The 24,743-nt window shown below is 46.5% G+C and carries 24 protein-coding genes; 22 read left to right on the top strand and 2 right to left on the bottom strand.

Annotation, left to right across the window (positions count from 1 at the left end; all coding sequences use genetic code 11):
* Positions 1–2: 2 nt before the first annotated feature.
* The 10 genes from LKD36_RS03455 (at position 3) to LKD36_RS03410 (ending at position 10,590) form a co-directional block, all read left to right on the top strand.
* Positions 3–665, top strand: coding sequence for a hypothetical protein (locus LKD36_RS03455; protein ID WP_308458692.1), 663 nt, complete (start codon positions 3–5; stop codon positions 663–665).
* Between the two features lie 97 nt (positions 666–762).
* Positions 763–2,529, top strand: a complete 1,767-nt coding sequence (gene argS / locus LKD36_RS03450) for an arginine--tRNA ligase (protein WP_308458691.1) — start codon at positions 763–765, stop codon at positions 2,527–2,529.
* Entirely contained in the window at positions 2,530–3,357 is an 828-nt protein-coding gene (locus LKD36_RS03445; protein WP_308458690.1) for a CPBP family intramembrane glutamic endopeptidase, read from the top strand.
* Between the two features lie 370 nt (positions 3,358–3,727).
* Positions 3,728–4,876: an ABC transporter substrate-binding protein gene (locus LKD36_RS03440; protein ID WP_308458689.1), complete on the top strand. Its 1,149-nt coding sequence runs from the start codon at positions 3,728–3,730 to the stop codon at positions 4,874–4,876.
* A gap of 76 nt (positions 4,877–4,952) precedes the next feature.
* Positions 4,953–5,756, top strand: a complete 804-nt coding sequence (locus LKD36_RS03435) for an ABC transporter ATP-binding protein (protein ID WP_308458688.1) — start codon at positions 4,953–4,955, stop codon at positions 5,754–5,756.
* Positions 5,753–6,643 (top strand): ABC transporter permease, encoded by an 891-nt coding sequence (locus LKD36_RS03430; RefSeq protein ID WP_308458687.1) that lies wholly within the window; start codon positions 5,753–5,755, stop codon positions 6,641–6,643. Before LKD36_RS03435 ends, LKD36_RS03430 begins: the two co-directional genes overlap by 4 nt.
* 4 nt (positions 6,644–6,647) lie before the next feature.
* Positions 6,648–7,334 carry an L-2-amino-thiazoline-4-carboxylic acid hydrolase gene (locus LKD36_RS03425; protein WP_308458686.1) on the top strand — a complete coding sequence of 229 codons (687 nt, stop codon included), beginning with the start codon at positions 6,648–6,650 and terminating at the stop codon, positions 7,332–7,334.
* A 12-nt stretch (positions 7,335–7,346) separates the two neighbouring features.
* Entirely contained in the window at positions 7,347–8,153 is an 807-nt protein-coding gene (gene proC, locus LKD36_RS03420) for a pyrroline-5-carboxylate reductase (protein WP_308458685.1), read from the top strand.
* Positions 8,154–8,254: 101 nt separating this feature from the next.
* On the top strand, positions 8,255–8,977 hold the full coding sequence (locus LKD36_RS03415; protein WP_308458684.1) for a class I SAM-dependent methyltransferase: 723 nt from the start codon (positions 8,255–8,257) through the stop codon (positions 8,975–8,977).
* A gap of 101 nt (positions 8,978–9,078) precedes the next feature.
* Positions 9,079–10,590 carry a 4Fe-4S dicluster domain-containing protein gene (locus LKD36_RS03410; RefSeq protein WP_308458683.1) on the top strand — a complete coding sequence of 504 codons (1,512 nt, stop codon included), beginning with the start codon at positions 9,079–9,081 and terminating at the stop codon, positions 10,588–10,590.
* Positions 10,591–10,672: 82 nt separating this feature from the next.
* Here the strand turns inward: LKD36_RS03410 and LKD36_RS03405 are convergent, their stop codons facing one another.
* Positions 10,673–11,233: a biotin transporter BioY gene (locus tag LKD36_RS03405; protein ID WP_308458682.1), complete on the bottom strand. Its 561-nt coding sequence runs from the start codon at positions 11,231–11,233 to the stop codon at positions 10,673–10,675.
* 143 nt (positions 11,234–11,376) lie between these two features.
* Positions 11,377–11,736, bottom strand: coding sequence for a metal-dependent transcriptional regulator (locus LKD36_RS03400; RefSeq protein WP_118770191.1), 360 nt, complete (start codon positions 11,734–11,736; stop codon positions 11,377–11,379).
* 151 nt (positions 11,737–11,887) lie between these two features.
* Between LKD36_RS03400 and LKD36_RS03395 the strand changes: the two genes are divergently transcribed.
* The 12 genes from LKD36_RS03395 to LKD36_RS03340 all read left to right on the top strand — a co-directional run bounded on the left by LKD36_RS03395 (position 11,888) and on the right by LKD36_RS03340 (position 24,626).
* A complete protein-coding gene (locus LKD36_RS03395; protein ID WP_308458681.1) occupies positions 11,888–13,228 on the top strand; it encodes a vWA domain-containing protein in 1,341 nt (446 codons plus the stop codon).
* Entirely contained in the window at positions 13,225–14,694 is a 1,470-nt protein-coding gene (locus tag LKD36_RS03390) for a MoxR family ATPase (protein WP_308458680.1), read from the top strand. Before LKD36_RS03395 ends, LKD36_RS03390 begins: the two co-directional genes overlap by 4 nt.
* Positions 14,672–15,214, top strand: a complete 543-nt coding sequence (gene yfcE / locus LKD36_RS03385) for a phosphodiesterase (protein WP_308458679.1) — start codon at positions 14,672–14,674, stop codon at positions 15,212–15,214. The genes LKD36_RS03390 and yfcE overlap by 23 nt, the downstream gene beginning before the upstream one ends.
* A gap of 103 nt (positions 15,215–15,317) precedes the next feature.
* Positions 15,318–16,211, top strand: coding sequence for an ABC transporter substrate-binding protein (locus LKD36_RS03380; RefSeq protein ID WP_308458678.1), 894 nt, complete (start codon positions 15,318–15,320; stop codon positions 16,209–16,211).
* A 228-nt stretch (positions 16,212–16,439) separates the two neighbouring features.
* Positions 16,440–17,162, top strand: coding sequence for an amino acid ABC transporter permease (locus LKD36_RS03375; RefSeq protein ID WP_308458677.1), 723 nt, complete (start codon positions 16,440–16,442; stop codon positions 17,160–17,162).
* A complete protein-coding gene (locus LKD36_RS03370; RefSeq protein ID WP_308458676.1) occupies positions 17,149–17,871 on the top strand; it encodes an amino acid ABC transporter ATP-binding protein in 723 nt (240 codons plus the stop codon). Before LKD36_RS03375 ends, LKD36_RS03370 begins: the two co-directional genes overlap by 14 nt.
* 53 nt (positions 17,872–17,924) lie before the next feature.
* The gene (secG, locus tag LKD36_RS03365) at positions 17,925–18,164 is read left to right on the top strand and encodes a preprotein translocase subunit SecG (RefSeq protein ID WP_118770184.1); all 240 of its coding nucleotides are present in this window, start codon (positions 17,925–17,927) and stop codon (positions 18,162–18,164) included.
* 106 nt (positions 18,165–18,270) lie between these two features.
* Complete coding sequence (gene rnr / locus LKD36_RS03360; protein WP_308458675.1) at positions 18,271–20,403, top strand: ribonuclease R; 2,133 nt, start codon at positions 18,271–18,273, stop codon at positions 20,401–20,403.
* A 7-nt stretch (positions 20,404–20,410) separates the two neighbouring features.
* Complete coding sequence (gene smpB, locus LKD36_RS03355; protein WP_308458674.1) at positions 20,411–20,875, top strand: SsrA-binding protein SmpB; 465 nt, start codon at positions 20,411–20,413, stop codon at positions 20,873–20,875.
* Between the two features lie 126 nt (positions 20,876–21,001).
* Positions 21,002–21,268: a 30S ribosomal protein S15 gene (rpsO, locus tag LKD36_RS03350; RefSeq protein WP_118770181.1), complete on the top strand. Its 267-nt coding sequence runs from the start codon at positions 21,002–21,004 to the stop codon at positions 21,266–21,268.
* Between the two features lie 187 nt (positions 21,269–21,455).
* A complete protein-coding gene (locus LKD36_RS03345) occupies positions 21,456–23,546 on the top strand; it encodes a polyribonucleotide nucleotidyltransferase (protein WP_118770180.1) in 2,091 nt (696 codons plus the stop codon).
* A gap of 237 nt (positions 23,547–23,783) precedes the next feature.
* Positions 23,784–24,626: a tyrosine-type recombinase/integrase gene (locus LKD36_RS03340; protein WP_308458673.1), complete on the top strand. Its 843-nt coding sequence runs from the start codon at positions 23,784–23,786 to the stop codon at positions 24,624–24,626.
* The last annotated feature ends 117 nt before the right edge of the window (positions 24,627–24,743 follow it).

Genomic DNA, 24,743 nt, shown 5'->3' with positions numbered 1-24,743 from the left:
ACATGAAGAGGTACAAAAGAAATCTGGCTCTGCTTTTGACTGCTGTGACGGCAGTTCTGTCAGCGGGGTGTGAGATTGAGGAGGTGCCAAGGGCGGCTGTGGAAGAGGAGCGTCAAGTGCTGGAAGAGGCATCCTCACTGGCCTACACAGGGGATCTGGAGGATATCACCCTTACCTCGGATCTGACGGCGGATGGTGTGATTGCCGGAAGTATCAAAGAGACCGGATTCTGGAATACGAAGTATACCGTGACAGCAGGAGGAGAAGACTGGTTCTATCTGGGTGACCCGAAGGATAACTTTATCTACAATCTGGAAGGCGTCAATTCCGGCACCACTTATGCATATTATGATATGGATGACAACTGCCTTGGCTATGCCCAGACGCGGATTATGGAGACCGATGGACTGGAACATGACTGGTATATAGTTTTTCTGGATGCGGATGGAAATATCAGGGCAGATTATCTGACCGATGAAAGATGTCATTATGTCATGGACTTTGACGGAAATGTTCTGGGCACCTGCTCTGCAACGGGGGAGACTTTTTCGGATAAGTATGAAGTAAAAGTACAGATGAATGAGGGGGAGCAGATGGATCTGATGGATAAGGTGGCCATCTGCCGCCAGCTGGCGCATTGGTATGCGTTTGATCACAGCTACTAGAGAGATTGCCACTCCTTGACAAACGCTTTTATTTTCCCTATACTTGAAAGAAGTTCTTTAATGGAAAATGGAGAATTTAAGGAGGAAGATTCAGCATATGAAGAAAATACTGGATCTGCTGAGTGCAGAAGTAGCAAAAGCGTTTGCAGCAGCAGGCTATGATGAAAAATACGCGCGTGTATCGATTTCCAACCGTCCGGACCTCTGTGAATATCAGTGTAACGGAGCCATGGCGGCAGCGAAAGAGTACCACAAAGCGCCGATTATGATTGCAAATGGAGTCGTGGAGCAGCTTGCCGGTTCCGAAGTATTTGGAGAAGTACAGGCGGTAAATCCGGGATTCATTAACATGAAGATCAATGATGCGTTCCTGAGCAGCTATTTAAATGGCATGGAAGCAGACGAGCGTCTGGGATTTGAGAAAGCAGAACATCCGAAGACCATCGTCATTGATTATGGCGGACCGAATGTGGCAAAACCGCTTCACGTAGGACATCTGCGTTCTGCCATCATCGGAGAGAGTGTAAAGAGAATCGCGCGGTTTGCAGGACATCATGTCATCGGTGATGTACATCTGGGAGACTGGGGTCTGCAGATGGGTCTGATTATTACCGAGCTTCATGAGAGAAAGCCGGAGCTGTGCTATTTTGATGAGAATTACGATGGTGCTTACCCGGAGGAAGCTCCGTTTACGATCGCAGAGCTGGAGGAGATTTATCCGACCGCCAGCAAGCGTTCCAAAGAGGATGAACCTTATAAAGAGGCTGCCATGCAGGCAACCTATGAACTGCAGCATGGAAGAAAAGGTTACCAGGCACTGCTGCAGCACATTTTAAATGTATCTGTTACCGACTTAAAGAGAAACTATGCAAACCTCAATGTCAGCTTTGACCTGTGGAAAGGTGAGTCCGACGCACAGCCATATATTCCGGACATGGTGCAGAAGATGAAAGACGATGGATTTGCTTATGTGAGCGACAATGCCCTGGTTGTTGACGTTAAGGAAGATACCGATACTAAGGAAGTACCGCCTTGTATGCTTTTGAAATCTGACGGAGCATCTCTCTATACGACTACCGATCTGGCAACCATCGTAGAGCGTATGAAGCTTTATAATCCGGATGAGATTATCTATGTAGTAGACAAGCGTCAGGAGATGCACTTTATTCAGGTATTCCGCTGTGCAAGAAAATGTGGTCTGGTGACAGATGAGACCGGTCTTAAGTTCCTTGGCTTTGGTACTATGAATGGAAAAGACGGAAAGCCCTTCAAGACCAGAGACGGCGGTGTTATGAGACTGGAATATCTTCTGAAAGATATCAATGAAGAGATGCTGAAGAAGATCGAGGCAAGTCGTCCCATGGATGAGGAAGAGGCAGAGAAGATCTCCAAGATCGTCGGTCTTTCCGCTGTTAAATACGGTGACCTGTCCAATCAGGCGTCCAAAGACTATATTTTCGATGTGGATCGTTTCACGTCTTCAGAAGGAAATACAGGTCCTTACATCCTGTATACCATCGTTCGTATTAAGTCTATTTTAAGAAAATACGAAGAGATGGGAGGCACTGCAGGTGACGGACAGATTACAGCCAGTGCCAACGAGAGTGAGAAAGCGCTTCAGCTGGAACTGACGAAATTCAACAGCATGATGGAGACTGCTTATGAGGAATCTGCGCCTCACAAGATCTGTGCGTACATCTACGATCTTGCCAATGCATTTAATAAATTCTATCATGAGACCAAGATTCTTGGTTCTGAAGATGAGGCAGCAAAGAAGAGCTGGATTGCCCTGCTTCTGCTGACCAGAAAAGTGCTGGAGACCTGCATTGACCTGCTGGGCTTTGAAGCACCGGAGAAAATGTAAATGAAAATTTATAAAGTATGGAGGGCCATGTATCCCATGGCTCTTTATGTTATCATCCAGAATGTAGTAGTCGCGGCAGGAATGGTTGTTGCAAGGCTTTTCTTTCCACATGTTCTTTCAGAAGCAACAACGTCAGTGTCTGCCTGGTCAGATTTATATGTGACATTTCTGACTGTCAGTGCAGTAATTTCCACTGTGCTTTTTGGAATGCTGTATCGAAAAGATATTCGGAAACGGGCATGGAGGATGACTTCGGATATGGATGGCGGGAAGCGCAGGATGACAGGACGGGATGCTTGTCTGATTGCAGCAGCCAGCATTGCTTTTTCTATTGCAGGTAATAACCTTGTCAATATCAGTCCTTTGCCGGAACTGTCGGACAGCTATGAGGAGACCAGTGCCATGCTTATGTCGGGAAGCCTCGTGCTGCAGCTTCTCTGTGTTTGTATGCTGGCACCCATTGTAGAAGAACTGGTGATGAGAGGTCTTCTCTATGAGAGACTCCGGGAGTTTATGAAACCGAAATGGGCCATTTTTCTAGGGGGTGTCCTGTTCGGTGTTTTTCACGGAAATCTGGTGCAGGGAATCTATGCAGCATGTTGTGGATGGTTCCTGTGCTGGCTGATGGAGACTTATCATTCCTTGAAAGCAACAGTGCTCTCTCATATGGTATCTAATCTGGCGGTAACTCTCATTGTGAGTACCAGTCTGTATGAGAATGATATGGTATTCTGGATTGTCACAGCAGCCGCGGCCGCAGTATTTGCACTGGCTATCTTCCGGCTGGCAACTCATCAGGAAGTCGACGATCAGCAAACAATCGAATAGAATATATAGAAACAAGGAAGTTTCAGAGTGATTCTGGGACTTCTTTTTCTTTTGACTAAATTGTTTCAAAATGTCCAGGCCGGTAGAGCGATACACTGTGAAAGGAACGTCCGCAGTCCCGGTACTTGATGAGAACAAGCTGTTGGCGTAGTTCGAATCTTAGTACCGCTGGATCGAGGACTTAGCGCGAGCGGTTCCGCTCACAGTGTATCGCTCTACTGGCCGGAAGCTTTTTATAACAAGCCTACTATTCCTACTAAATATATATGAAAAACTATTGACAGATAAAAAAAGCCGTAGTATAGTAAGTGACATCAAGAAACATATAATTCCTATATACAAAGTAGGAATATAACAAAGGAGGAACATTATGAAAAAACGAGCACTTACCCTGTTACTGACGGTAGCACTTTCAGCAGGACTTCTGGCAGGCTGTGGCTCTTCATCAGATAGCAGCACAGCAGCATCCGATTCACAGACCAATGCAGAAACGACAGACAGCGAGAGCGATGATATAGCAGAAGCAGCAGATACAGCTTCTGACAGCAAAGGTTCTTTAAGAGTTTTAGGATGGAACAGCATGGTTGGACATATCGATTCCGCACTTGCCTATGCAGCAGGTTATTATGCAGACGAGGGGCTGGATGTGGAGATGACCTACAATAACTCCAACCCGGATAATATACAGGCACTTCTTCAGGACAAAGCAGATCTGGTATCTGCAGGTGCAACCGCAGTCCTGAACTACATTGATCAGGGCTCTGATATTGTAATCATTGGCGGACAGATGTCAGAGGGAGCTTCCCTTTATGCTCTTCCGGATCGGGCATCCGAGTTTACTGAACTGAATGAAGAGACTCTGGCAGGAAAGAAAGTAGGTGTTACCCGGTTAAATACTGGTGATATTGCATTTCGTAAGATGCTGAAAGACAGAGGCGTGGATGTATCCAAGATCGAATTTGTGGAGCTGGATTCCCAGGCAACCGTTGTAGAGGCAGTAAAAAAAGGAGAGGTTGATCTTGGTATTGCATTCCTGACCTATCGTCAGAGTGCAGAAGCACAGGGACTGGTTCCGGTCAGCTACCTGGATGGCGAAGATGAGTGGCCTGGATTTATCTGCTGTCGTATGTTTACCACCAGAGAGAAGCTGGAGGCAAACAGAGACGCTTACGTAGCAGCACTGAAAGCGAATATCCGTGCATATGAGCTGATGCAGACGAATGAAGATGAAACAATTAAATATGCACTTCAGGAACTGGAGACCGACGAAGATACCATCAGAAGCCAGGTATATGAATATGGCCACATCGGATTCAGCCCGAACCCGGATGTAAAAGATACCGACCAGTTCTTCCAGGCAATGGTAGATATCGGATATTCTGAGGGTAATGTAGATATGAAAGATTACATTGACTCGACCGTATTTGAAGATGCACTGAACGAGCTTCTCCAGGAAGACCCGGATAATGAGGTATATCTGCAGCTTCAGGCAGAGGATCAGGCAACCAATCAGGATTGAAGAGAAGACACCAAGGCAGAGGAAAGCTGCTGCGGCTAATAACAAAGAATTATATTAAAAACGGAGATACATGGAAATGAGTAAAATAGAGTTAAAAGACATCACACTCGATTATACAGACCAGGGAAATGTCTACCATGCACTGGATGGAGTCACATTTTCTGTGGAAGAAGGTGAATTTGTGAGCCTCATCGGTTCCAGCGGATGCGGAAAAAGTACCACATTAAGCATTCTGGCAGGCCTCAACAATCCCAAGAACGGAAGCTTTCTGATCGACGGACAGGAGACAAGAGGAACCGAAAAAGACAGAGGCGTGGTATTCCAGCACTATTCTCTCTTTCCATGGATGTCCGTAAGAAAAAATATTGAATTTGGCATTAAGCAGAATTTCCCGAGACTTTCCAAAAAGGAACTGACTGCAAAAGCCATGGAATACCTGGAGAAGGTAGGACTGAAAGGCTTTGAAAACAAGTATCCATACCAGCTCTCCGGTGGTATGCAGCAGAGAGCTGCCATCGCCAGAACACTGGCCATGGAGACGGATATCCTTTTGATGGATGAGCCTTTTGGCGCCATCGACGCCAAGAACCGTGTTCTTTTACAGGATCTGCTGTTACAGATTCTGGACGCAACGGAGAAGAAAAAGACCATCGTGTTTGTCACTCATGATGTGGATGAGGCGATTCTCATGTCTGACCGGATTCTCTTTATGGAGGACAAAAAGATCGCCCATGAGGTAAAGGTTCCCTTTGCAAGACCCCGAAACCGGGAAAAACTGACCAGTGATGAAGCATATCTCAGCCTGCGAAGAAAAGTTGTGGATCTCTTTTATCACGAACAGGAACAGAAACTGGAGTTTGAAGGAGGAGAAGGAATATGATACGGAAAATACACGGGGCACTTCCCCATCTGTTATTCCTTGTACTGGTGTTCCTGATCCTTCAGCCATCAGTCGAAGGCACCAAATCCTATACGGCATTTCTGATCATTGTCATTGCCGTGGAAGCAGCGCTTCTTGCCAACAGGAAGAAAAAAGCGGCCATTGATATTGGAATTATCGTATTTGCAGCGCTGATTCTCTGGGAGTACATTACCGCCAAGGTGGGAGTAAAAGATGCCATGCTCTATCCGGCACCGGAAAATGTATTCAACATTTTTGTAACGGATTATGAAAAAATACTGGAAGGTGTGGGAAGCTCCCTGCGGCTTATGGGACTTGCGTTTGCACTGGCCCTGTTCTTCGGTGTTGGCTTGGGACTGATCGTCGGCCTGTCAGACCGCCTGAGCAGTACAGTGATGCCTATTGTCCGGGTTATCAGCCCGATTCCGCCGATTATTTATTCCCCGTACGCGGTAGCACTGCTGCCCAGTTTTCGTGCAGCGTCCATCTTCGTCATCACCATGACGATTTTCTGGTCCATCTTCATGAACATGGTATTAAGCGTGCGCCAGATTGACCGGAAGATCATGGATTCCGCGAGAACACTGAATCTGAACCAGAGTTCCATGATTCTTCATGTACTGCTTCCTTACAGTCTGCCTGGAATCATCAACAGTGTGTCTGTATCGGTATCCACTTCCTTTCTGGTACTGACAGCGGCTGAGATGATCGGAGCAACATCCGGACTTGGATGGTATATCAAATATAACGCAGATTTTGCAAACTTCACAAAAGTGATCGCAGGTATCTTTGTGATCGGTGTGGTAGTTACTGTGCTGAACGCGCTGATCAGTCTGGTGAAGAGACTGCTGATCCGCTGGAGGTAAGAACATGGAATTTAACGAACGGATTCATGCCTACATTGCGGCAAAATATTATGTACATCTGACGGAGCGTTTCGGAGAGCGCGGGAAAAAAGCATTCCTGCATGCCACCCAGTATTATGCTCTCCAGAGAGGCCGGAGAATGGCACAACGGGCCATACGGGACGGGCAGGAGCTGACCCAGGCAACGTATAACTACTATGGAGAATGGGTCAATACGGAATCGGCCAAAGAGGAAGGCATTTCCAATATCATGACACCGGATGGAAACGGTGCATTGAAAATTACCCGATGTCCCTGGTACACCCAGTTCCATGATATGGGGCTTACAGAGGCGGGAGCGGCTTACTGTAAATATCTGGACAGTTCCATTTCCAGGGGATTTAACCCGGATCTCGGTTACGAGGTAGACCAGACCCTTCATACGGCGGACTGCTGTATTCACCGGCTTTCTACCGGGAAAGATATTGCCGAAGGCAGTGGACGGGGAAAGAATCCTGCGGGAATTAAAAATTTTGAATATCACTGTGCTCATTCCTACTGGGCGTACAACGAAGTGACGGCGGCTATTTTTCAGGCAGAAGGAGAGGCAGTCAACGCGGAAGTATTGGCCGATGTGGCAGCAGAGTACGGACAGGAAGCGGCAGACACACTGATGAAATATAGAAATACGAATTTCAACGTATGTGAGTAAGGAGACGAGAAAATGAGCAAGAGCATTGGATTTATCGGCGGTGGAGCTATGGCTACCGGCATTATCAAAGGAATTCTTTCCGCAAATACTCTGACAGCAGAGGAGATCTATGTAAAAGAGCTTCTGCCGGAGCGTCAGGTATATTTAAAAGAAACCTACGGACTTCAGCTGGCAGACAGCCTGAAGGAACTGGCTGAGAAAGCAAAGGTACTGGTACTGGCAGTCCGCCCCCAGGATGCAGAGAAAGTAGCAAAAGAGCTTTCTGAAGTCATCACACAGGATCATGTACTGGTATCTATCTGTGCAGGAATCCAGATCGAGAAACTGTCAGGATGGATCGGTGAGAAAGTCACTTATGCAAGAATTATGCCGAACACCATGACCGAGATCAAACGCGGTTACAGTGCCCTGACCTTCAGTGAGAATGCTTCTGAGGAAGCAAAACAGAGCGTACAGAGAATTACCGATTCCATCGGTTCTACACTGGTAATCCCGGAAAAACAATTTGATGCATTTACCGCATTAAGCTGTGCAGGTCCGGAATGGCTTCTTCTCTTTGCAGCAGCTTTGATGGATGCAGGCGTAGAGTGCGGTATTTCCAGAGCAGATGCAAGAAAAATTGTCACTCAGAACCTGATCGGTACCGGACTTCGTCTGGAGGGTACAGACAGCCATCCGTTCCAGATTACCGACGAGATGAACACGCCGGGAGGTATTGGCATTGCAGGATATCACACTTTCGTAAGTTCAGGTCTCAATGGTATCGTGATGGATGCAGTACAGGCTGCATTTAAAAGAACCACAGAACTGGGTAAATAAATACATACGGTAAAAACATATCCCCCGGGGAGGCTTGTACCGTTTCTTTTCAACAGGTATACTGAAACGATAAATGTTGAAAAAAGAATCGGAGACAAACTATGAGTCAGACATTGGAACAGATCCGTCAGTACTGGAACAGCCGGGCGGAGGGATATACATTAAGCAACAGAGAAGAACTGGAGGACGAGCATCGCATTTTCCTGTGGGAACAGCAGATCAGACGGGCACTGAATGGACGAATCTGCCGGCATGTGCTGGATGTGGGATGTGGTCCGGGGTTCTTCTCTGTTTTGCTTGCCAGACTGGGATATGAAGTCACTGCTGTAGATTATACGGAAAATATGTTGGCAGAGGCACGGAAAAATGCGGTACATTATGGAGTGGATATTGATTTCCGCCGGATGGATGCACAGAAGCTGGATTTCGAGGACGGAATCTTTGATCTGGTGATCAGCCGAAATGTGCTCTGGAATCTGGAACAGCCGGAACAGGCTTACAGAGAGTGGCTTCGGGTTCTGAAACCGAATGGTACGGTGATGAACTTTGATGGAAATTTTTATTATTATGTGACGGATGCGGAGTATGGAGACCGAACCCGCTGGGAGCATAAGCATATGCAGGGAATTAATGCGAACTCTATTGATCGGATCGGGGAACATCTGCCTATGGCAAGAAGACTCCGACCGGAGTGGGATGTACAGGAACTCCAAAAGCTGGGAGCAAAGGAAGTCTGTTCCAATGTGACCAATGAGAAAATTCTGGAGGACGGACATCACCTGATCCTGAATTTCCAGGTAAGTGCGGTGAAAGCGCAGGTATAACAATCTGTTGGTTTTCAAAATAGCATATTGATGATAAAATGGTATCAATTGTGTGTTGATACCTTTTTTATGCAAAAACAGAATGGAGAGTGTGACAGAAGATGAGAGGATTATATTCATCCAAAACGAAGATTCGCCACGAAATTTTTACGGAAATTGCCAGAATGGCATATGAGGGCGGAGACTGCAGCCGTCTGGACGAGCTGCCCTATAAGATTGTACCGGGAGAGATAGCTTCTTATCGTGAGAGCATCTTTCTCGAGAGAGCGGTAGTCGGAGAGCGTCTGCGGGTAGCCATGGGACTTTCCCTGAGAAAGATTTCTGAACATTCCAAAATTTCTCAGGGTGTGGAGGCCAGCCTGGTGGAAGAAAAATATTATGAGCCGCCTCTGATTAATATTATCAAATTTGCCTGTCATTCCTGCCCGGAGAACCGGGTGCTGGTGACGGAAGGATGTCAGGGATGTCTGGAACATCCGTGTATGGAAGTCTGTCCGAAAGGTGCAATTTCCATGGTAAATGGGCGTTCCCATATTGATCCTGACAAATGTATCAAGTGCGGACGTTGTGTGAGTGCCTGTCCGTACAGTGCCATTATCCATCAGGAACGTCCGTGCGCGAAGGCCTGTGGCATGAATGCTATTCATTCGGATGAGCACGGAAGAGCCGATATTGATCAGGACAAGTGTGTTTCCTGCGGTATGTGTCTGGTCAGCTGCCCGTTTAGCGCAATTGTGGATAAAGGTCAGATCTTCCAGACGATTCTGACGATCAACAGCGGCGCACCGGTCTATGCTATTGTAGCACCGGCAGTAGCAGGACAGTTTGGCCCGGATATGAAACCGGAGAAAATCCGTCCGGCATTCCAGGCACTGGGCTTTAAAGATGTAGTGGAAGTGGCGGTAGGTGCAGATTTGTGTACCATTGAAGAGGCGAAAGATTTCATGGAAGAAGTGCCGGAAAAAATTCCATTTATGGGAACATCCTGCTGTCCGGCATGGTCTGTGATGGCAAAAAAATTATTCCCGGAGTATGCAGACTGTATTTCTATGGCACTGACGCCTATGGTATTGACCGCCCGCCTTCTGAAAGAGAAAGAACCGGACTGCAAGATTGTTTTTGTAGGTCCCTGCGCAGCGAAGAAACTGGAAGCCAGCAGAAAGAGCGTCCGTAGTTATGTAGATTTTGTCCTGACCTTTGAGGAAGTGCAGGGCATGTTTGATGCAAAGAACGTGAACTTTAAGGAACTTCCGGATGGAGAACCGTTAAAACAGGCAAGTTCCGACGGACGAGGCTTTGCTGTCAGCGGCGGTGTGGCTGCTGCGGTCGTGAAGGCCGTGAACCGGATGGACCCGACCAGAACCGTGAAGGTAGTCAGTGCAGAAGGCCTTGCGAACTGTAAGAAAATGATGCAGCTTGCCAAAGCAGGAAAATACAACGGCTATCTGCTGGAGGGTATGGCCTGTCCGGGCGGTTGTGTAGCCGGAGCCGGTACGATCCAGCCGATCAAAAAGACAGTCACTTCGCTGGAATTGATGAAGAAACAGGCTGAATTTGAAGAATGTATGGATACGAAATATGAGGAGATGCTTCCGAAACTGGAGCAACTATAAAAGAAAAAGCGAAGAGGGGCAGTTCAGCGATTAGTCTGAACTGCCCCTCTTCAGGATAGCAGAAATGAAACGAAAATCAGAGCTATGCAGCAGTCTTTGTGTTGAGAATGATACCGCTCTTAGATAATGTCTTTTTAATAACCAGTGCCACTACCAGTGCACCGATGATAGACAGAACATCTTTTACCAGATACGGTACGGATACCAGCAGAAATGCAGGTCCGAAACCGGTTGCTGCAATGACAGAATAGTGAAATGCACCAAGTACATGGCAGATCAAAAGTCCCACAACGCCAACCAGTACGCCCACAGCATGATTTTTCAGCTGGCTTCCCAGACCGCAGAAAAATGCAAGGAACAGGAAACCATAAAGAAATCCACCGGTGTAACCGAACAGTTTACCAATACCTGCGGTCATTCCGGTAAATACCGGGACTCCAACGAAGCCAAGAATCAGATAAAGGGCAACGCAGAGCGTTCCGTTCTTTTTGCCGAGGCAGTAGCCGCACAATGCAACGGCAAACGTCTGCAGCGTGATCGGAACTCCTGACGGCATTGGGATCTGAAGAATGGATAATACAGCCAGAACGGCGGTGAACATACCGATCATGGCAATAGACTGTGTCTTGGAAGATGTTTTCATAACAGTTAACTCCTTTTTACTTTCTGGTAACTATTATAAGCAGACAGTCAACTGGAGTCAATAGTAAAGTTGACAGATGCAGCCGGACAGATCGGTGTATTCTACAACAAAAAAGAGCCGCCCTGCAGGCAGCTCTTCTGCTTTTAGCGCGGAAGCATTTTGATCTTATCAAAGCTTTCATCGCTGATTACATGTTCCATACGGCATGCATCCTTTTTCGCGGTTTCTTCACTGACTCCGATGGAGATCAGAAACTGTGAGATTACCATATGACGTTCATATATTTTCAGGGCAATGGAAAGTCCTGAACCGGTCAGTACCAGATTGCCATGATCATCAAGCGCCACAAATCCATTTTCACGAAGACGTTTCATGGCAACGCTGATACTCGGTTTACTGTAACCGAGATAGTTTGCCACGTCAATGGAGCGGACGTTTCCGAGTTCTTTGGTAAGAACAAGAATAGCCTCGAGATAATCTTCTGGAGATTCCTGCATTTTCATGTTGTATGTCCCCCCTTTATTGCATTACAGAGAGAAAATCCCTATGCTGTCAGCATACCACATTGGTGTTTGGATTGCAATTGAAAATACGTCACAGACAGCATATAATAAGAGCAGTGTTAGAGTTCACAGGTAATGTGAGGGAAAATAAGTGGATATAAGAGACAGAAAAGAACAGCTGGCCACAGACATCTTAAAACTGACCCGGCTGCGCCTGCAGATGAAGCTGCCGGTAATGAGTGGTGCACTTTTACTGCCGGAATGGAAGTATCGGAATGATGGGAAAAGTACCGGAACGGACGGCATTTGTCTGTATTGGAATCCGGAGGAGGTGCTCCGCTGGTTTCACGATGCACCGATACAGGTGGAGAGGAGATATCTGCATCTGGTTCTTCACTGTCTGTATCTTCATCCGCTGCGGGAACCAGCCGCTGAAAAGACCATATGGAATCTGGCCTGTGATCTGATGACGGAATACCGTATTGATCAAATGGCGGTGCAGGAATTTCAAAGACCGGTGCCGGCAGAGAGAAGCCGGTGTTACAGAAAACTGCAGGAAGCTCATATTGCATTTCGTGAGCAGGCGGTGACAATATGGCTTGAAGCAGACTGTACTATGCAGGAACGAAAAGAACTGGAAACTGTATTTTCCGGAGATGATCATGCTCTCTGGAAATCCGGTGGGATGGAAAATAACCCGATAGTTCGTTATGAGCAGATGCCGGGCAGGGCAGAGCAGCTGCGAAAGCAAGTAGAAGTGATTCATCGGTGGCGGACGATATTTGAGGAACTTCCCGTCAGGGAACAGGAACATAAGCGCCAGGCTGGCGGAAGTGCCGGACAGCAGGTACAGACCATGGTACCGGGGGAAGACAGGGAGTATGATTACTGCAGATTTTTGCAGCGCTATGCCGTGTGGGGCGAAGAACTGGAGCCGGATATGGACAGCTTTGATTATCTCCCTTATTATTATAGCAGGAGCTATTATGACCGACTGCTGATGCTGGAACCGCTGGAATACAAAGATGTGCAGAAGCTGCAGGAATTTGTCATTGCCATCGATACGTCAGGCTCCTGTTCAGGGGCGTTAGTCCAGCGTTTTTTACAGGAAACGTGGACCATTTTTCAGGAACGGGAAAAATTCTTTGCGCACATGAATATTCATATCATTCAGTGCGACTGTGTGATACAGGAACATGTGAAGATTACCTGCAGAGACGAATGGCAGCAGTATCTGGAAACGATTCAGATCAAAGGGCACGGAGATACGGATTTTACACCGGTGTTCCGACTGGTGGATCAGCTTATGGAAGACGGAGAGTTCCGGCATTTGAAGGGACTTCTGTATTTTACGGACGGGGACGGAATTTATCCGGATGTGGAACCGGTATATGAGACGGCCTTTGTATTTATCAATCAGAAATTGAAAAAGGGGAAGACGCCGGACTGGGCATATGACTTAAACCTCGGACTGGAGACTGAATCAGTATGAATATACAGGAAGCAAAAGAAGAGATTATCAGAACTATAAAGGTATACACAGCGCGTGACGAAGATGGAATGTTCCGGATCCCCTCTATACAGCAACGGCCGCTTCTTCTGATGGGTCCGCCCGGTATCGGGAAGACGGCCATTGTGGAACAGGCAGCAGCAGAGTGCGGTACGGGAATGCTGTCCTATGCCATGACTCATCATACCCGCCAGAGTGCCATCGGACTTCCGGAACTGGCGACGCATCAGTATGAGGGGAAAAAATATACGGTGACGGAATATACCATGAGTGAGATTGTGGCTTCGGTCTATGTTTATATGGAGCAGACCGGATATCGGGAAGGAATCCTGTTTCTCGATGAGATCAACTGTGTATCAGAGACACTGGCGCCGGTCATGCTGCAGCTTCTACAGTTTAAAAAATTTGGAACGCATAAGGTGCCGGAAGGCTGGATTATTGTGGCAGCAGGGAATCCGCCGGAACTGAATCATGCAGTGCGTGAAATGGATATGGCTTCTTTGGATCGAGTGCGGACACTGAATATTGAGGCGGATGTAACTGTCTGGAAACAGTATGCAGCATCCAGAGGAGTTCATCCGGCTATTCTTTCCTATCTGGAGATGAAGCCGGAGGCATTTTACCGGGTGGTGGAAGAACGTAAGAAAAAAGAGTTTGTGACAGCCAGGGGCTGGGAAGATTTATCAACGGTTTTGAAAGAATATGAACGCCAGGGTCTTGACATAAACAGATATTTTGTGGAAGAATTCATAAGGAGTCCCGAAGTGGCAGCGGATTTCGATGCGTATTACCGGATGGACAGGACTTGCATGGGAGGATACCGGATATCGGAACTCTTTGCGGAGACGGTGGAACCGGAAGAAAAAAGATGTCTGCTTGACAGGCTTTCGTCTGCCGGACCGGATGTGCGGTGTATGTTTATCCGGCATTTTCTGGCAGCAGCGTCAGAAGAGATGAGCAGAGTCGGCGGGCTTTTGCGCAGGGAGACGCGGTGGGCAGAAGTGAAAAAGCATCTGTCAGAATATCTGTCTGCTCACCAGGCAGAAGGTATACAGGGATTTCTCACCGGACGGGAACGGGAACTTTCCATAAAGAAAGAGCATGGCTTGTTGAAAGGTGGAGAAGAACGGATGGAGCAGTGGATAAATCATCAGATTCTGGCACGGTTTGTTGATAACTCTGCGGAATCATGTCGGAATGGAGCTGAAGAAAAAGAAAAGCTTCAGAAACACCTTACGGCGGGTACACAGCTCATCAGGCAGCTGTACGGTGAAGGGCCGGAGCTCTGCGACTGGCTGGAAGGCATCCGGCATCATGGAGACTACAGGCTCTGCGGCTATGTCTGCCCGGAATATGGAAGCTTTTCGGAACAGAAACGTCTGGAAGAACAGTTAAAAAAACAAGTACAGGAGATGGAGGAATTATATGAAACTCGTAATTGCATCTGATATTCACGGATCTGCATATTATTGTAGAAAACTACTGGAAAGACTGGAGGAGGAAAAAGAAGACCGTCTGATTCTGCTGGGCGATGTACTATATCATGGTCCGAGAAACGATCTTCCGAAAGATTATGCACCGAAGGAAGTCATTGCCATGCTGAATCCTTTGAAGGAGAAGATTCTCTGTGTCCGCGGGAACTGCGATACGGAAGTGGACCAGATGGTACTGGAATTCCCGATCCTGGCGGATTATGGATTTTTATACGAAAAAGGACGCATGATTTTCCTGACCCACGGACATGTATTCAATGAAAAGAATCTGCCGATGCTGGGAAAAGGAGACATTTTACTTCACGGCCATACTCATGTGCCGGTATGCCGGGAACATGAGACATACACCTATCTGAATCCGGGCTCTGTCTCTATTCCGAAGGAAGAAAGCGCCCATAGTTATATGACCTATGAGGACGGACTGTTCCAGTGGAAGAATCTGGATGGACAGGTCTATATGGAATATCGGATCTAAAATATTTATATTTATTCACAAAAAGGCTTGCAATCGTGAATAAATGCATTATAATTAGTCAATGATAAAAGTTTATGATACTTTTTATGAGGAGGAAACTATTATGAAAAAGAAAATCGTAAGCGTAATGCTGACAGCAGCTATGGCAGCTACTCTTCTTGCAGGATGCGGAAGCAGCAGTGCAACAACTGATACTGCAGCAGAGGAGACCACTGAGGCAGCTGATGAGACCGCAGAGGACGCAGAAGCAGCTGATGAGACTGCAGAAGATGCAGAAGCAGCTGAGGATACCGAGGCAGCAGCAGAAGATGCAGCAGAAGTAACGACTGTAGAGCCGGGTGTTCTGACCATGGGTACTAACGCAGCATTCCCGCCGTATGAGTACAAAGATGGAGATGACATCGTAGGTATTGATGCCGAGATCGCACAGGCAATGGCTGACAAACTTGGTCTGAAGCTTGAGATCGTTGATATGGACTTTGACTCTCTGATCGCTTCTATCCAGTCCGGCAAGATTGACATGAGCCTTGCTGGTATGACTGTAACCGAGGAGAGAAAACAGAACGTAGATTTTACTGATTCTTATGCAACAGGTGTTCAGGTTATCATCGTAAAAGATGATTCTGACATCGCTTCCGTAGATGATCTGCAGGATAAACTGATCGGTGTTCAGCAGGGAACTACCGGACATCTGTACTGTGCTGATGACTTTGGCGAGGATCATGTAAATGCACTTCCGAATGGTGCTACTGCTGTACAGGCACTGCTTCAGGGCAAGGTTGACTGTGTAGTTATCGACCAGGAGCCGGCAAAAGCATTTGTAGAGGCTAATGAGGGACTGAAGATTCTTGATACTGCATACACCACAGAGGATTATGCAGCAGCAGTTTCCAAAGACAACCCGGAACTGACTGCAGCACTGAACAAAGCGCTTCAGGAGCTGAAGGATGATGGAACCATTCAGGAAATTCTTGATAAATACATCAAAGCAGAATAAATTCTGAATCTGAAAAGAACAGAGGCGGAGGTGTTCCGTATTGAACACCTCCGTTTTTCCTGTATAGAAGCCTAAAACATCCGGGCAAAAACCGCATGGATATATAAGAAGCAATCTAAGACTTGCTTTTTATATATCCATACTGTAAAATGAATGCATATTTATGCGTAAGAGCAAAGCTTATTTGCACAAAGATACGAAACGAGGGAAATGAAAGGAGCCATAATTATGTGGGAAAGTCTTAAGATGGGATTCTATCAGACATTTATACTGGAAGACAACTACCAGTATTTCGTAAAAGGTCTGGGAACCACACTAACGGTAACTATTTTTGCATTGATCATCGGTGTGATCATCGGTGTACTGGTGGCAATCATCCGTTCTGCATATGACCAGCAGCCGGAGAGAAAGAAAGGACTGCCGCTTAAAATTCTCAATGGAATCTGTAAAGTGTATTTGACGGTAATCCGTGGAACGCCTATGATGGTACAGCTTCTGATTATGTGGTTTGTAGTGTGGGCAAGCGCCAGATCCACAGACAGCAATATGATGAAATGTGCGATTCTGGCATTTGGAATTAACTCAGGCGCATATGTGGCTGAGATCTTCCGTTCCGGCATCATGTCCATCGACAAAGGGCAGATGGAGGCAGGCCGTTCCGTTGGTCTGACTTATGCATCGACCATGCGTTATATCATTATTCCGCAGGCATTCAAAAATGTACTGCCGGCACTGGGCAATGAGCTGATTACCCTTGTAAAGGAAACATCCGTTGTAACCGTTATCGGTCTTCGCGATCTGACCAAAGGAGCTATGATCGTCCAGTCTAAGACTTATCAGGCGCTGGTTCCCTACGTTGCGATTGCAGCAATCTATCTGGTGATAGTAATGTTCCTGACATGGATCATGGGAAAAATGGAAAGGAGACTGAGACAGAGTGATTTACGTTAAAGGATTATCCAAATCATATGGTGACAATCAGGTTATCAAAAATATTGACATGCATATTGCTCCCGGGGAGAAAGTCGTTATCATCGGACCGTCGGGTTCCGGAAAATCTACCTTCCTGCGCTGCCTGAATCTTCTGGAGCAGCCGACCTCCGGAAGTATTGTATTTGACGGACAGGAGATTACCGATCCGAAAGCGGACATTAATGAGATCCGCCGTCATATGGGAATGGTATTCCAGCATTTTAATCTGTTCAACAACCTGACGGTTCTGGACAATATTACACTGGCTCCTATCAAATTAAAGATCATGACGAAGAAAGAGGCAGAGGCAGAGGCCATGCGTCTCTTAAAGCTGGTCAATCTGGAAGAAAAAGCAAGTGCTTACCCGGCACAGCTGTCCGGTGGACAGAAACAGCGTATTGCCATTGTACGTTCCCTTGCCATGAAGCCGAAGGTAATGCTCTTTGATGAGCCGACTTCCGCGCTGGATCCGGAGATGGTTGGTGAGGTTCTGGATCTGATGAAGAAACTGGCTGACGACGGTATGACCATGGCAGTGGTCACCCATGAGATGGGATTTGCAAGAGAAGTGGCTACCAGAGTGGTATTTATGGATGAAGGTATTATTATGGAAGAAAACAATCCGAAGGATTTCTTCGGCAATCCGCAGAATGAACGATTGAAAAGTTTTCTTGCAAAAGTGTTGTGATTTCTGGAATTATATGATAAGATGTATCTGTTTGACACGTAGGAGGTGTAAAAATGGAGATTTTAAGATATATCCTCATGGGGATTTTCGTGTTATTATGTATCGTAGCTACCGTGCTGGTACTGCTTCAGGAGGGCAAATCCCAGGGTCTCGGTGCCATCGCAGGTGGATCTGAGAGTTATTGGGGTAGAAATAAAGGACGTTCCATGGAAGGAAATCTGGAAAAATGGACGAAAATTCTGATGGTTGTATTTTTCGTTCTGGCAATCGTTCTGAATCTGAGTATTTTCTAAGATATTAATATCAGAAGAAACTGGGCACTCTTGTTATAAGGCAGGAGTGCTCATTTTGTTTTTATAAAGAATTTACAGACCATTTTTGAATCCGGGAGGTGACGATATGACGGAAGAACAGATGAAAGAGAGAAAGAAGATGCTCTGTGATCTTATGGACAATGACCTTTATGTACCCATGAAGATCAAGGAGTTGGCAATCCTTCTTGATATTCCCAAAGAAAAGCGGTCTGATCTGCAGAAAGTGCTGGATCAGCTCATGCTGGAGGGAAAGGTGGAAGTTTCCCAGAAGGGTAAATACAGTAAAGGCAAAGGAAAGCTTCTGGCAGGCGTATTTACGGCTCATGCCAAGGGCTTTGGATTTGTGACTGTAGAAGGCATGGAGGAGGATATCTTTATTGGAGAGGATAATACCCATGGGGCCATGCATCAGGACACGGTGCAGGTAATGGTGAAGCCGGGCATCAGCGGAAAGCGCCGGGAGGGCGTGGTGACGAAGATTCTGTCCCGAGGTACAGTGAAGCTGGTGGGAATTTATCAGGAAAGTAAGAATTACGGTTTTGTGATTCCTGATAATGAACGGTTTATCCGGGATATTTTTATTCCGAAGGAACAGTCAAAAGGTGCCATGAACGGTCATAAAGTAGTAGTGGAACTGACAGATTATGGCACGGAGCGGAAGAACCCGGAAGGAAAAGTGGTGGAGATCTTAGGCCATATCAGTGACCCGGGTACGGATATCCTGTCCATCGTAAAAGGCTATGATCTGCCTACAGAATTTCCGGAGAAGGTGATGAATCAGGCGGAGAAGGTGCCGGATGCCATCAGTGAGGCGGATATGGCAGGCCGGATGGATTTAAGAAACCTGCAGATGGTGACCATCGACGGTGAAGATGCCAAAGATCTGGATGATGCGGTTTCGCTGACAAAAGAAGGTGAAAACTATGTACTGGGTGTACACATTGCGGATGTAGCCAACTATGTGCAGGAGAGAAGTGCTCTTGACCGGGAAGCTTTGAACCGCGGTACCAGTGTCTATCTGGTAGACCGGGTGATTCCTATGCTTCCAAGAAGATTATCCAATGGAATCTGCTCCCTGAATGCAGGAGAAGACCGTCTGGCCATGAGCTGCATCATGACAGTGGATAAAAAAGGAACAGTGATAGATCATGTGATCACCGAATCTGTCATCCATGTGGATCAACGGATGAGTTACACCGGCGTACAGAAGATTCTGGATGGAGATGAGGATGCACTGGCAGAATACGAAGTACTGATCCCCATGATCCGTGATATGAAAGAACTGGCGGATCTCCTGCGTGCAAAGAGAAAGAAGAGGGGTTCCATCGACTTTGATTTCCCGGAGACGAAGGTGATCCTGGATGAGCAGGGCAAACCGGTAGATATCCGCCCCTATGACCGGAATGCAGCAACAAAAATTATCGAGGATTTCATGCTCATTGCCAATGAGACTGTGGCAGAGGATTATTTCTGGCAGGAAGTTCCCTTTCTTTACCGGACCCATGACAATCCGGATCCGGATCGGATGCGGAAACTTGCCACTTTTATCAATAACTTCGGTTACAGCATCCGTCTGAAAGATGATGAAGTCCATCCGAAGGAGCTGCAGAAACTGCTGGCAAAGCTTGACGGCACGCCTGAAGAAGATCTTATCAGTCGGCTGACCTTACGTTCCATGAAGAGGGCAAGATATACGACAGACTGTACCGGACATTTTGGACTGGCAGCCAAGTATTACTGCCACTTTACTTCGCCTATCCGCCGGTATCCGGATCTTCAGATTCACCGGATCATCAAGGACTGTCTCCGCGGACGGATGAACGAGGAAAAACGGCAGCATTATGAAGCTATACTGACAGAGGTGGCGAAGCAGTCCAGTGAGCGGGAACGGAAAGCTGATGAAGCGGAGCGGGAGACCATTAAGCTCAAGAAGGTAGAGTATATGAGCCAGCATCTGTGGGAAGTGTACGAAGGTGTTATTTCCGGTGTCACTGCCTGGGGTATCTACGTGGAACTGCCGAATACCGTCGAAGGTCTGGTGCGCGCTGCCTCTTTACAGGGGGATTATTTTGAGTATAATGAAAATGAGTATGCCATGGTCGGAACCCATACCGGAAAAGCTTACAAATTAGGTGAGAAAGTCCGGGTGCAGGTCGTGGCAGCAGATAAAATGACCAGAACCATTGACTTTGAACTGGCAGAAGACGAAGAAGAGTGAGGACGACATGGCAAAGGATAGTATTAAACTTATTGCAAATAATAAGAAAGCATATCATGACTATTTTATAGAAGAGACTTATGAAGCAGGCATTTCTCTTCATGGAACGGAAGTAAAATCCCTTCGTATGGGGAAATGCAGTATCAAAGAATCCTTCGTCCGTATCGAGAAAGGCGAAGTTTTCATCTATGGCATGCATGTAAGTCCCTATGAGAAGGGAAATATTTTCAACCGTGATCCCCTGAGAGTGAAGAAACTTCTCCTTCACAAAGGCGAGATTAACAAGCTGGTGGGAAAGATAGCGGAGAAAGGTTTTACGTTGGTTCCTTTGAAAGTGTATTTTAAGGGAAGTCTCGTGAAAGTAGAGATCGGTCTTGCCAAAGGTAAGAAACTCTATGATAAGCGTGCGGATATTGCAAAGAAAGATATGCGGCGTGAGGCGGAGAAAGAATTCAAGGTGAGAAACCTGTAATTAGTGCTTTACAAATATCTGAGGGTATGGTAAAGTAATCGAGTATGAGTTTAGCCGTCATTCAGAGCCCGGACGACTCCGACCGACCCTTAATGACAGGCGATTAATAGAACAGGAGGAAATATCATGATTTCAAAGGAAAAGAAACAGGCAATTATCGCTGAGTACGGACGCTGTGAGGGAGACACCGGTTCACCGGAGGTTCAGGTAGCTATCCTGACCGCAAGAATCCAGGAGCTCACTGAGCATCTGAAAGAGAACCAGAAGGATCATCATTCCAGAAGAGGTCTGCTGAAAATGGTTGGACAGAGACGTGGAATGCTTGCATACCTGAAAGAAAAAGATATCGAGAGATATCGTGCTCTGATCGCAAAATTAGGTCTGAGAAAATAATCAACCATCATAGGGCGGAGATTTCTCCGCCCTGTTTTTGAAGATGGGCACTTGCCTGGTAGTGGAAGATAAGTTCCGAGACCACTGAAAAGGACAGAAAAAATGAGACAAGGGTCTGTATTTTTCAGTAGTTTCGGTATCTTCCGCTATGAAACTTATGTAAGAAATGGAAAGGAGATACAAGAGTATGTACAAAAGTTATACCATGGAGCTTGCCGGCAGAACCTTAAGAGTAGATGTAGGCCGCGTGGCAGCTCAGGCAAATGGTGCAGCATTTATGCACTACGGAGACACCGTTGTTCTCTCCACTGCAACTGCATCTGACAAACCGCGTGATGGAATTGATTTCTTCCCGCTGAGTGTTGAGTATGAAGAAAAATTATATTCTGTAGGAAAAATCCCGGGAGGATTCAATAAGAGAGAGGGAAAAGCATCTGAGAATGCCATCCTGACTTCCCGTGTTATTGACCGTCCGATGCGTCCGCTGTTCCCGAAGGATTACAGAAATGACGTTACCCTGAACAATATGGTTATGAGCGTAGATCCGACCTGCCGACCGGAGCTTGTTGCCATGCTTGGTGCTGCAATCGCAACCAGCATTTCTGACATTCCCTTTGCAGGACCCTGTGCCATGACTCAGGTGGGCATGATTGATGGAGAGTTTATCATCAACCCGACCCAGGAGCAGTGGAAGAAAGGTGATCTGAACCTGACCGTTGCTTCTACCCGTGAGAAAGTGATCATGATTGAGGCCGGAGCAAATGAGATTCCGGAAGCAAAAATGATTGAGGCTATTTACAAAGCTCATGAAGTAAACCAGACCATCATCAAATTTATCGATGAGATCGTAGCAGAGGTTGGCAAAGAGAAACATGCTTACACCAGCTGTGCAGTTCCGGAAGAGCTGTTTGCAGCCATCAAAGAGATCATTCCGCAGGAAGAGATGGAGAAGGCTGTATTTACCGATGACAAGCAGACCCGAGAGGAGAATATCCGTGTCCTGACTGAGAAGCTGGAAGAGGCTTTTGCAGAAAATGAGGAGTGGCTTGCTGTTCTTGGTGAAGCTGTATATCAGTATGAGAAGAAGACTGTCCGCAAGATGATCCTGAAAGATCACAAACGTCCGGATGGACGTGAGATCACCCAGATTCGTCCGCTGGCAGCTGAAGTAGATATTATCCCGAGAGTACATGGTTCTGCTATGTTCACCCGTGGACAGACTCAGATCTGTGACGTATGTACGTTGGCTCCGCTGTCTGAGCAGCAGAAGCTGGATGGACTGGATGAGCATGAAGTAAGCAAGAGATACATGCATCATTACAACTTCCCGAGCTACTCTGTAGGAGAGACCAAACCGTCCAGAGGACCGGGACGTCGTGAGATCGGTCATGGTGCACTGGCTGAGAGAGCTCTGGTTCCGGTACTGCCGAGTGAGGAAGAGTTCCCTTATACGATCCGCTGTGTATCCGAGACCTTTGAGTCCAACGGTTCCACTTCCATGGCTTCTACCTGTGCATCCTGTATGTCCCTGATGGCAGCAGGTGTGCCGATCAAGAAGATGGTAGCAGGTATTTCCTGCGGTCTGGTAACTGGTGAGACTGACGATGATTTCGTACTTCTGACCGATATCCAGGGTCTGGAAGACTTCTTCGGCGACATGGACTTCAAGGTAACCGGTACGACTGACGGTATCACGGCGATCCAGATGGATATCAAGATCCATGGACTGACCAGACCGATCGTAGAGGGTGCTATTGCAAGATGCCGTGAGGCAAGACTCTTCATCATGGATAACTGCATGAAGCCGTGTATCGCTGAGCCGAGAAAAGAGGTAGGCGAGTACGCTCCGAAGATCATCCAGATGAGCATTGACCCGCAGAAGATCGGTGATGTAGTTGGTCAGAGAGGTAAGACCATCAACGCAATCATCGAGCAGACCGGCGTGAAGATCGATATTACCGATGACGGTTCCGTATCTATCTGCGGTACTGATAAGGCAATGATGGACAAGGCTAAAGAGCTGATTAATATCATTGTAAGCGAGTTCGAAGAGGGACAGGTTTACGTAGGTAAGGTTGTCAGCATCAAAGAGTTTGGTGCATTCCTTGAGTTTGCTCCGGGTAAAGAAGGTATGGTTCATATCTCAAAGATCGCAAAAGAGCGGATCAATCATGTAGAAGATGTTCTGACTCTCGGTGATGTTGTGAAAGTTGTTTGCCTTGGCAAAGACAAGATGGGACGAATCAGTTTCTCTATCAAAGATGTGAAAGAAGATTAAGCAGTTATCTTCTAAAAAATAGGAAATAAAGTGACTCTGCAGATGAGTAATCATCTGCGGAGTCTTTTTTTTCGACATTTCTAAAAACTGACAAATTTTGATATCCCGTTTGTGTTACTCTGTTTCCACTGAAAAATGTTATCAAAAAACTGTAAGGCTGGGAATACATAATGTTAAGATAACAGTTCATCCTAACATAACAGGAATGATACAAAATCAGAAGAGAGGGACAAATATATGGATCATATCATCAGGATGACATTATTGGATACATTTAAAAGGGAGTTAATCAATGAAGAAAAGAGTGATCTGACGATTGAAAAATATATCAGGGATGTAGGTGCATTTTTTCGCACTATGGAAGAGGGGACTGTAGTGACGAAAGAAAAGGTGATTCAGTACAAACGTAAGTTGATGGAGCAATATACACCGTCCAGTGTAAACTCCATGCTTGCATCCATTAACCGTTTCTTTAAGATGATGGAGTGGTACGACTGTACTGTCCGCAGCCTGAAGATCCAGAGGAGTAGTTTCCGGTCGGAAAAACAGGAGCTGACCATTGGAGAGTACAAAAAGCTTTTGAAAACAGCAAAAGATCATAAGGATGAGAGAATGTATCTTTTGATCGAAACGCTGGGGGCAACCGGAATCCGGATCAGTGAGCTGCCGTTTATTACAGTGGAAGCTGTGATGCAGGGAAGGGCTACTGTGTCACTGAAAGGAAAGACAAGAATGGTATTGCTTCCGATGGAATTGCGAAGAAAACTGCGCGCATATGCCCGTCAGAAGAAGATCAGTACAGGAAGTCTTTTTGTTACACGGTCCGGGAGACAGATGGATCGCAGTAATATATTGCATGCAATGAAGAAGCTGGCTTTAGAGGCAGGCGTTGCACCGGAGAAAGTCTATCCCCATAATCTCAGGCATCTCTTTGCGTGCACATATTATCAGAAAGAAAAAGACCTGTCCCATCTGGCGGACCTGCTGGGACATTCCAATATTAATACCACACGAATCTACACATGTATCAGTGGGGAAGCACAGGAGGTGAAGCTGAAAAATCTTGGACTGGTCATATAGACAGAAAATAAAAATACCACATAATATCCATTATGCGGTAAAACATTCATTGACTACATAGAAATTGCTATCATTTGGTAATAACATAGCACATTTTTCTGATAATTACAATATCTA

This window comes from Hominiventricola filiformis, assembly GCF_020686965.1.
GTDB classification, from domain to species: domain Bacteria; phylum Bacillota; class Clostridia; order Lachnospirales; family Lachnospiraceae; genus Hominiventricola; species Hominiventricola filiformis.
The sequence above is the reverse complement of the archived record's forward strand: the minus strand, read 5'-3'. Positions and strand labels throughout refer to the sequence as shown.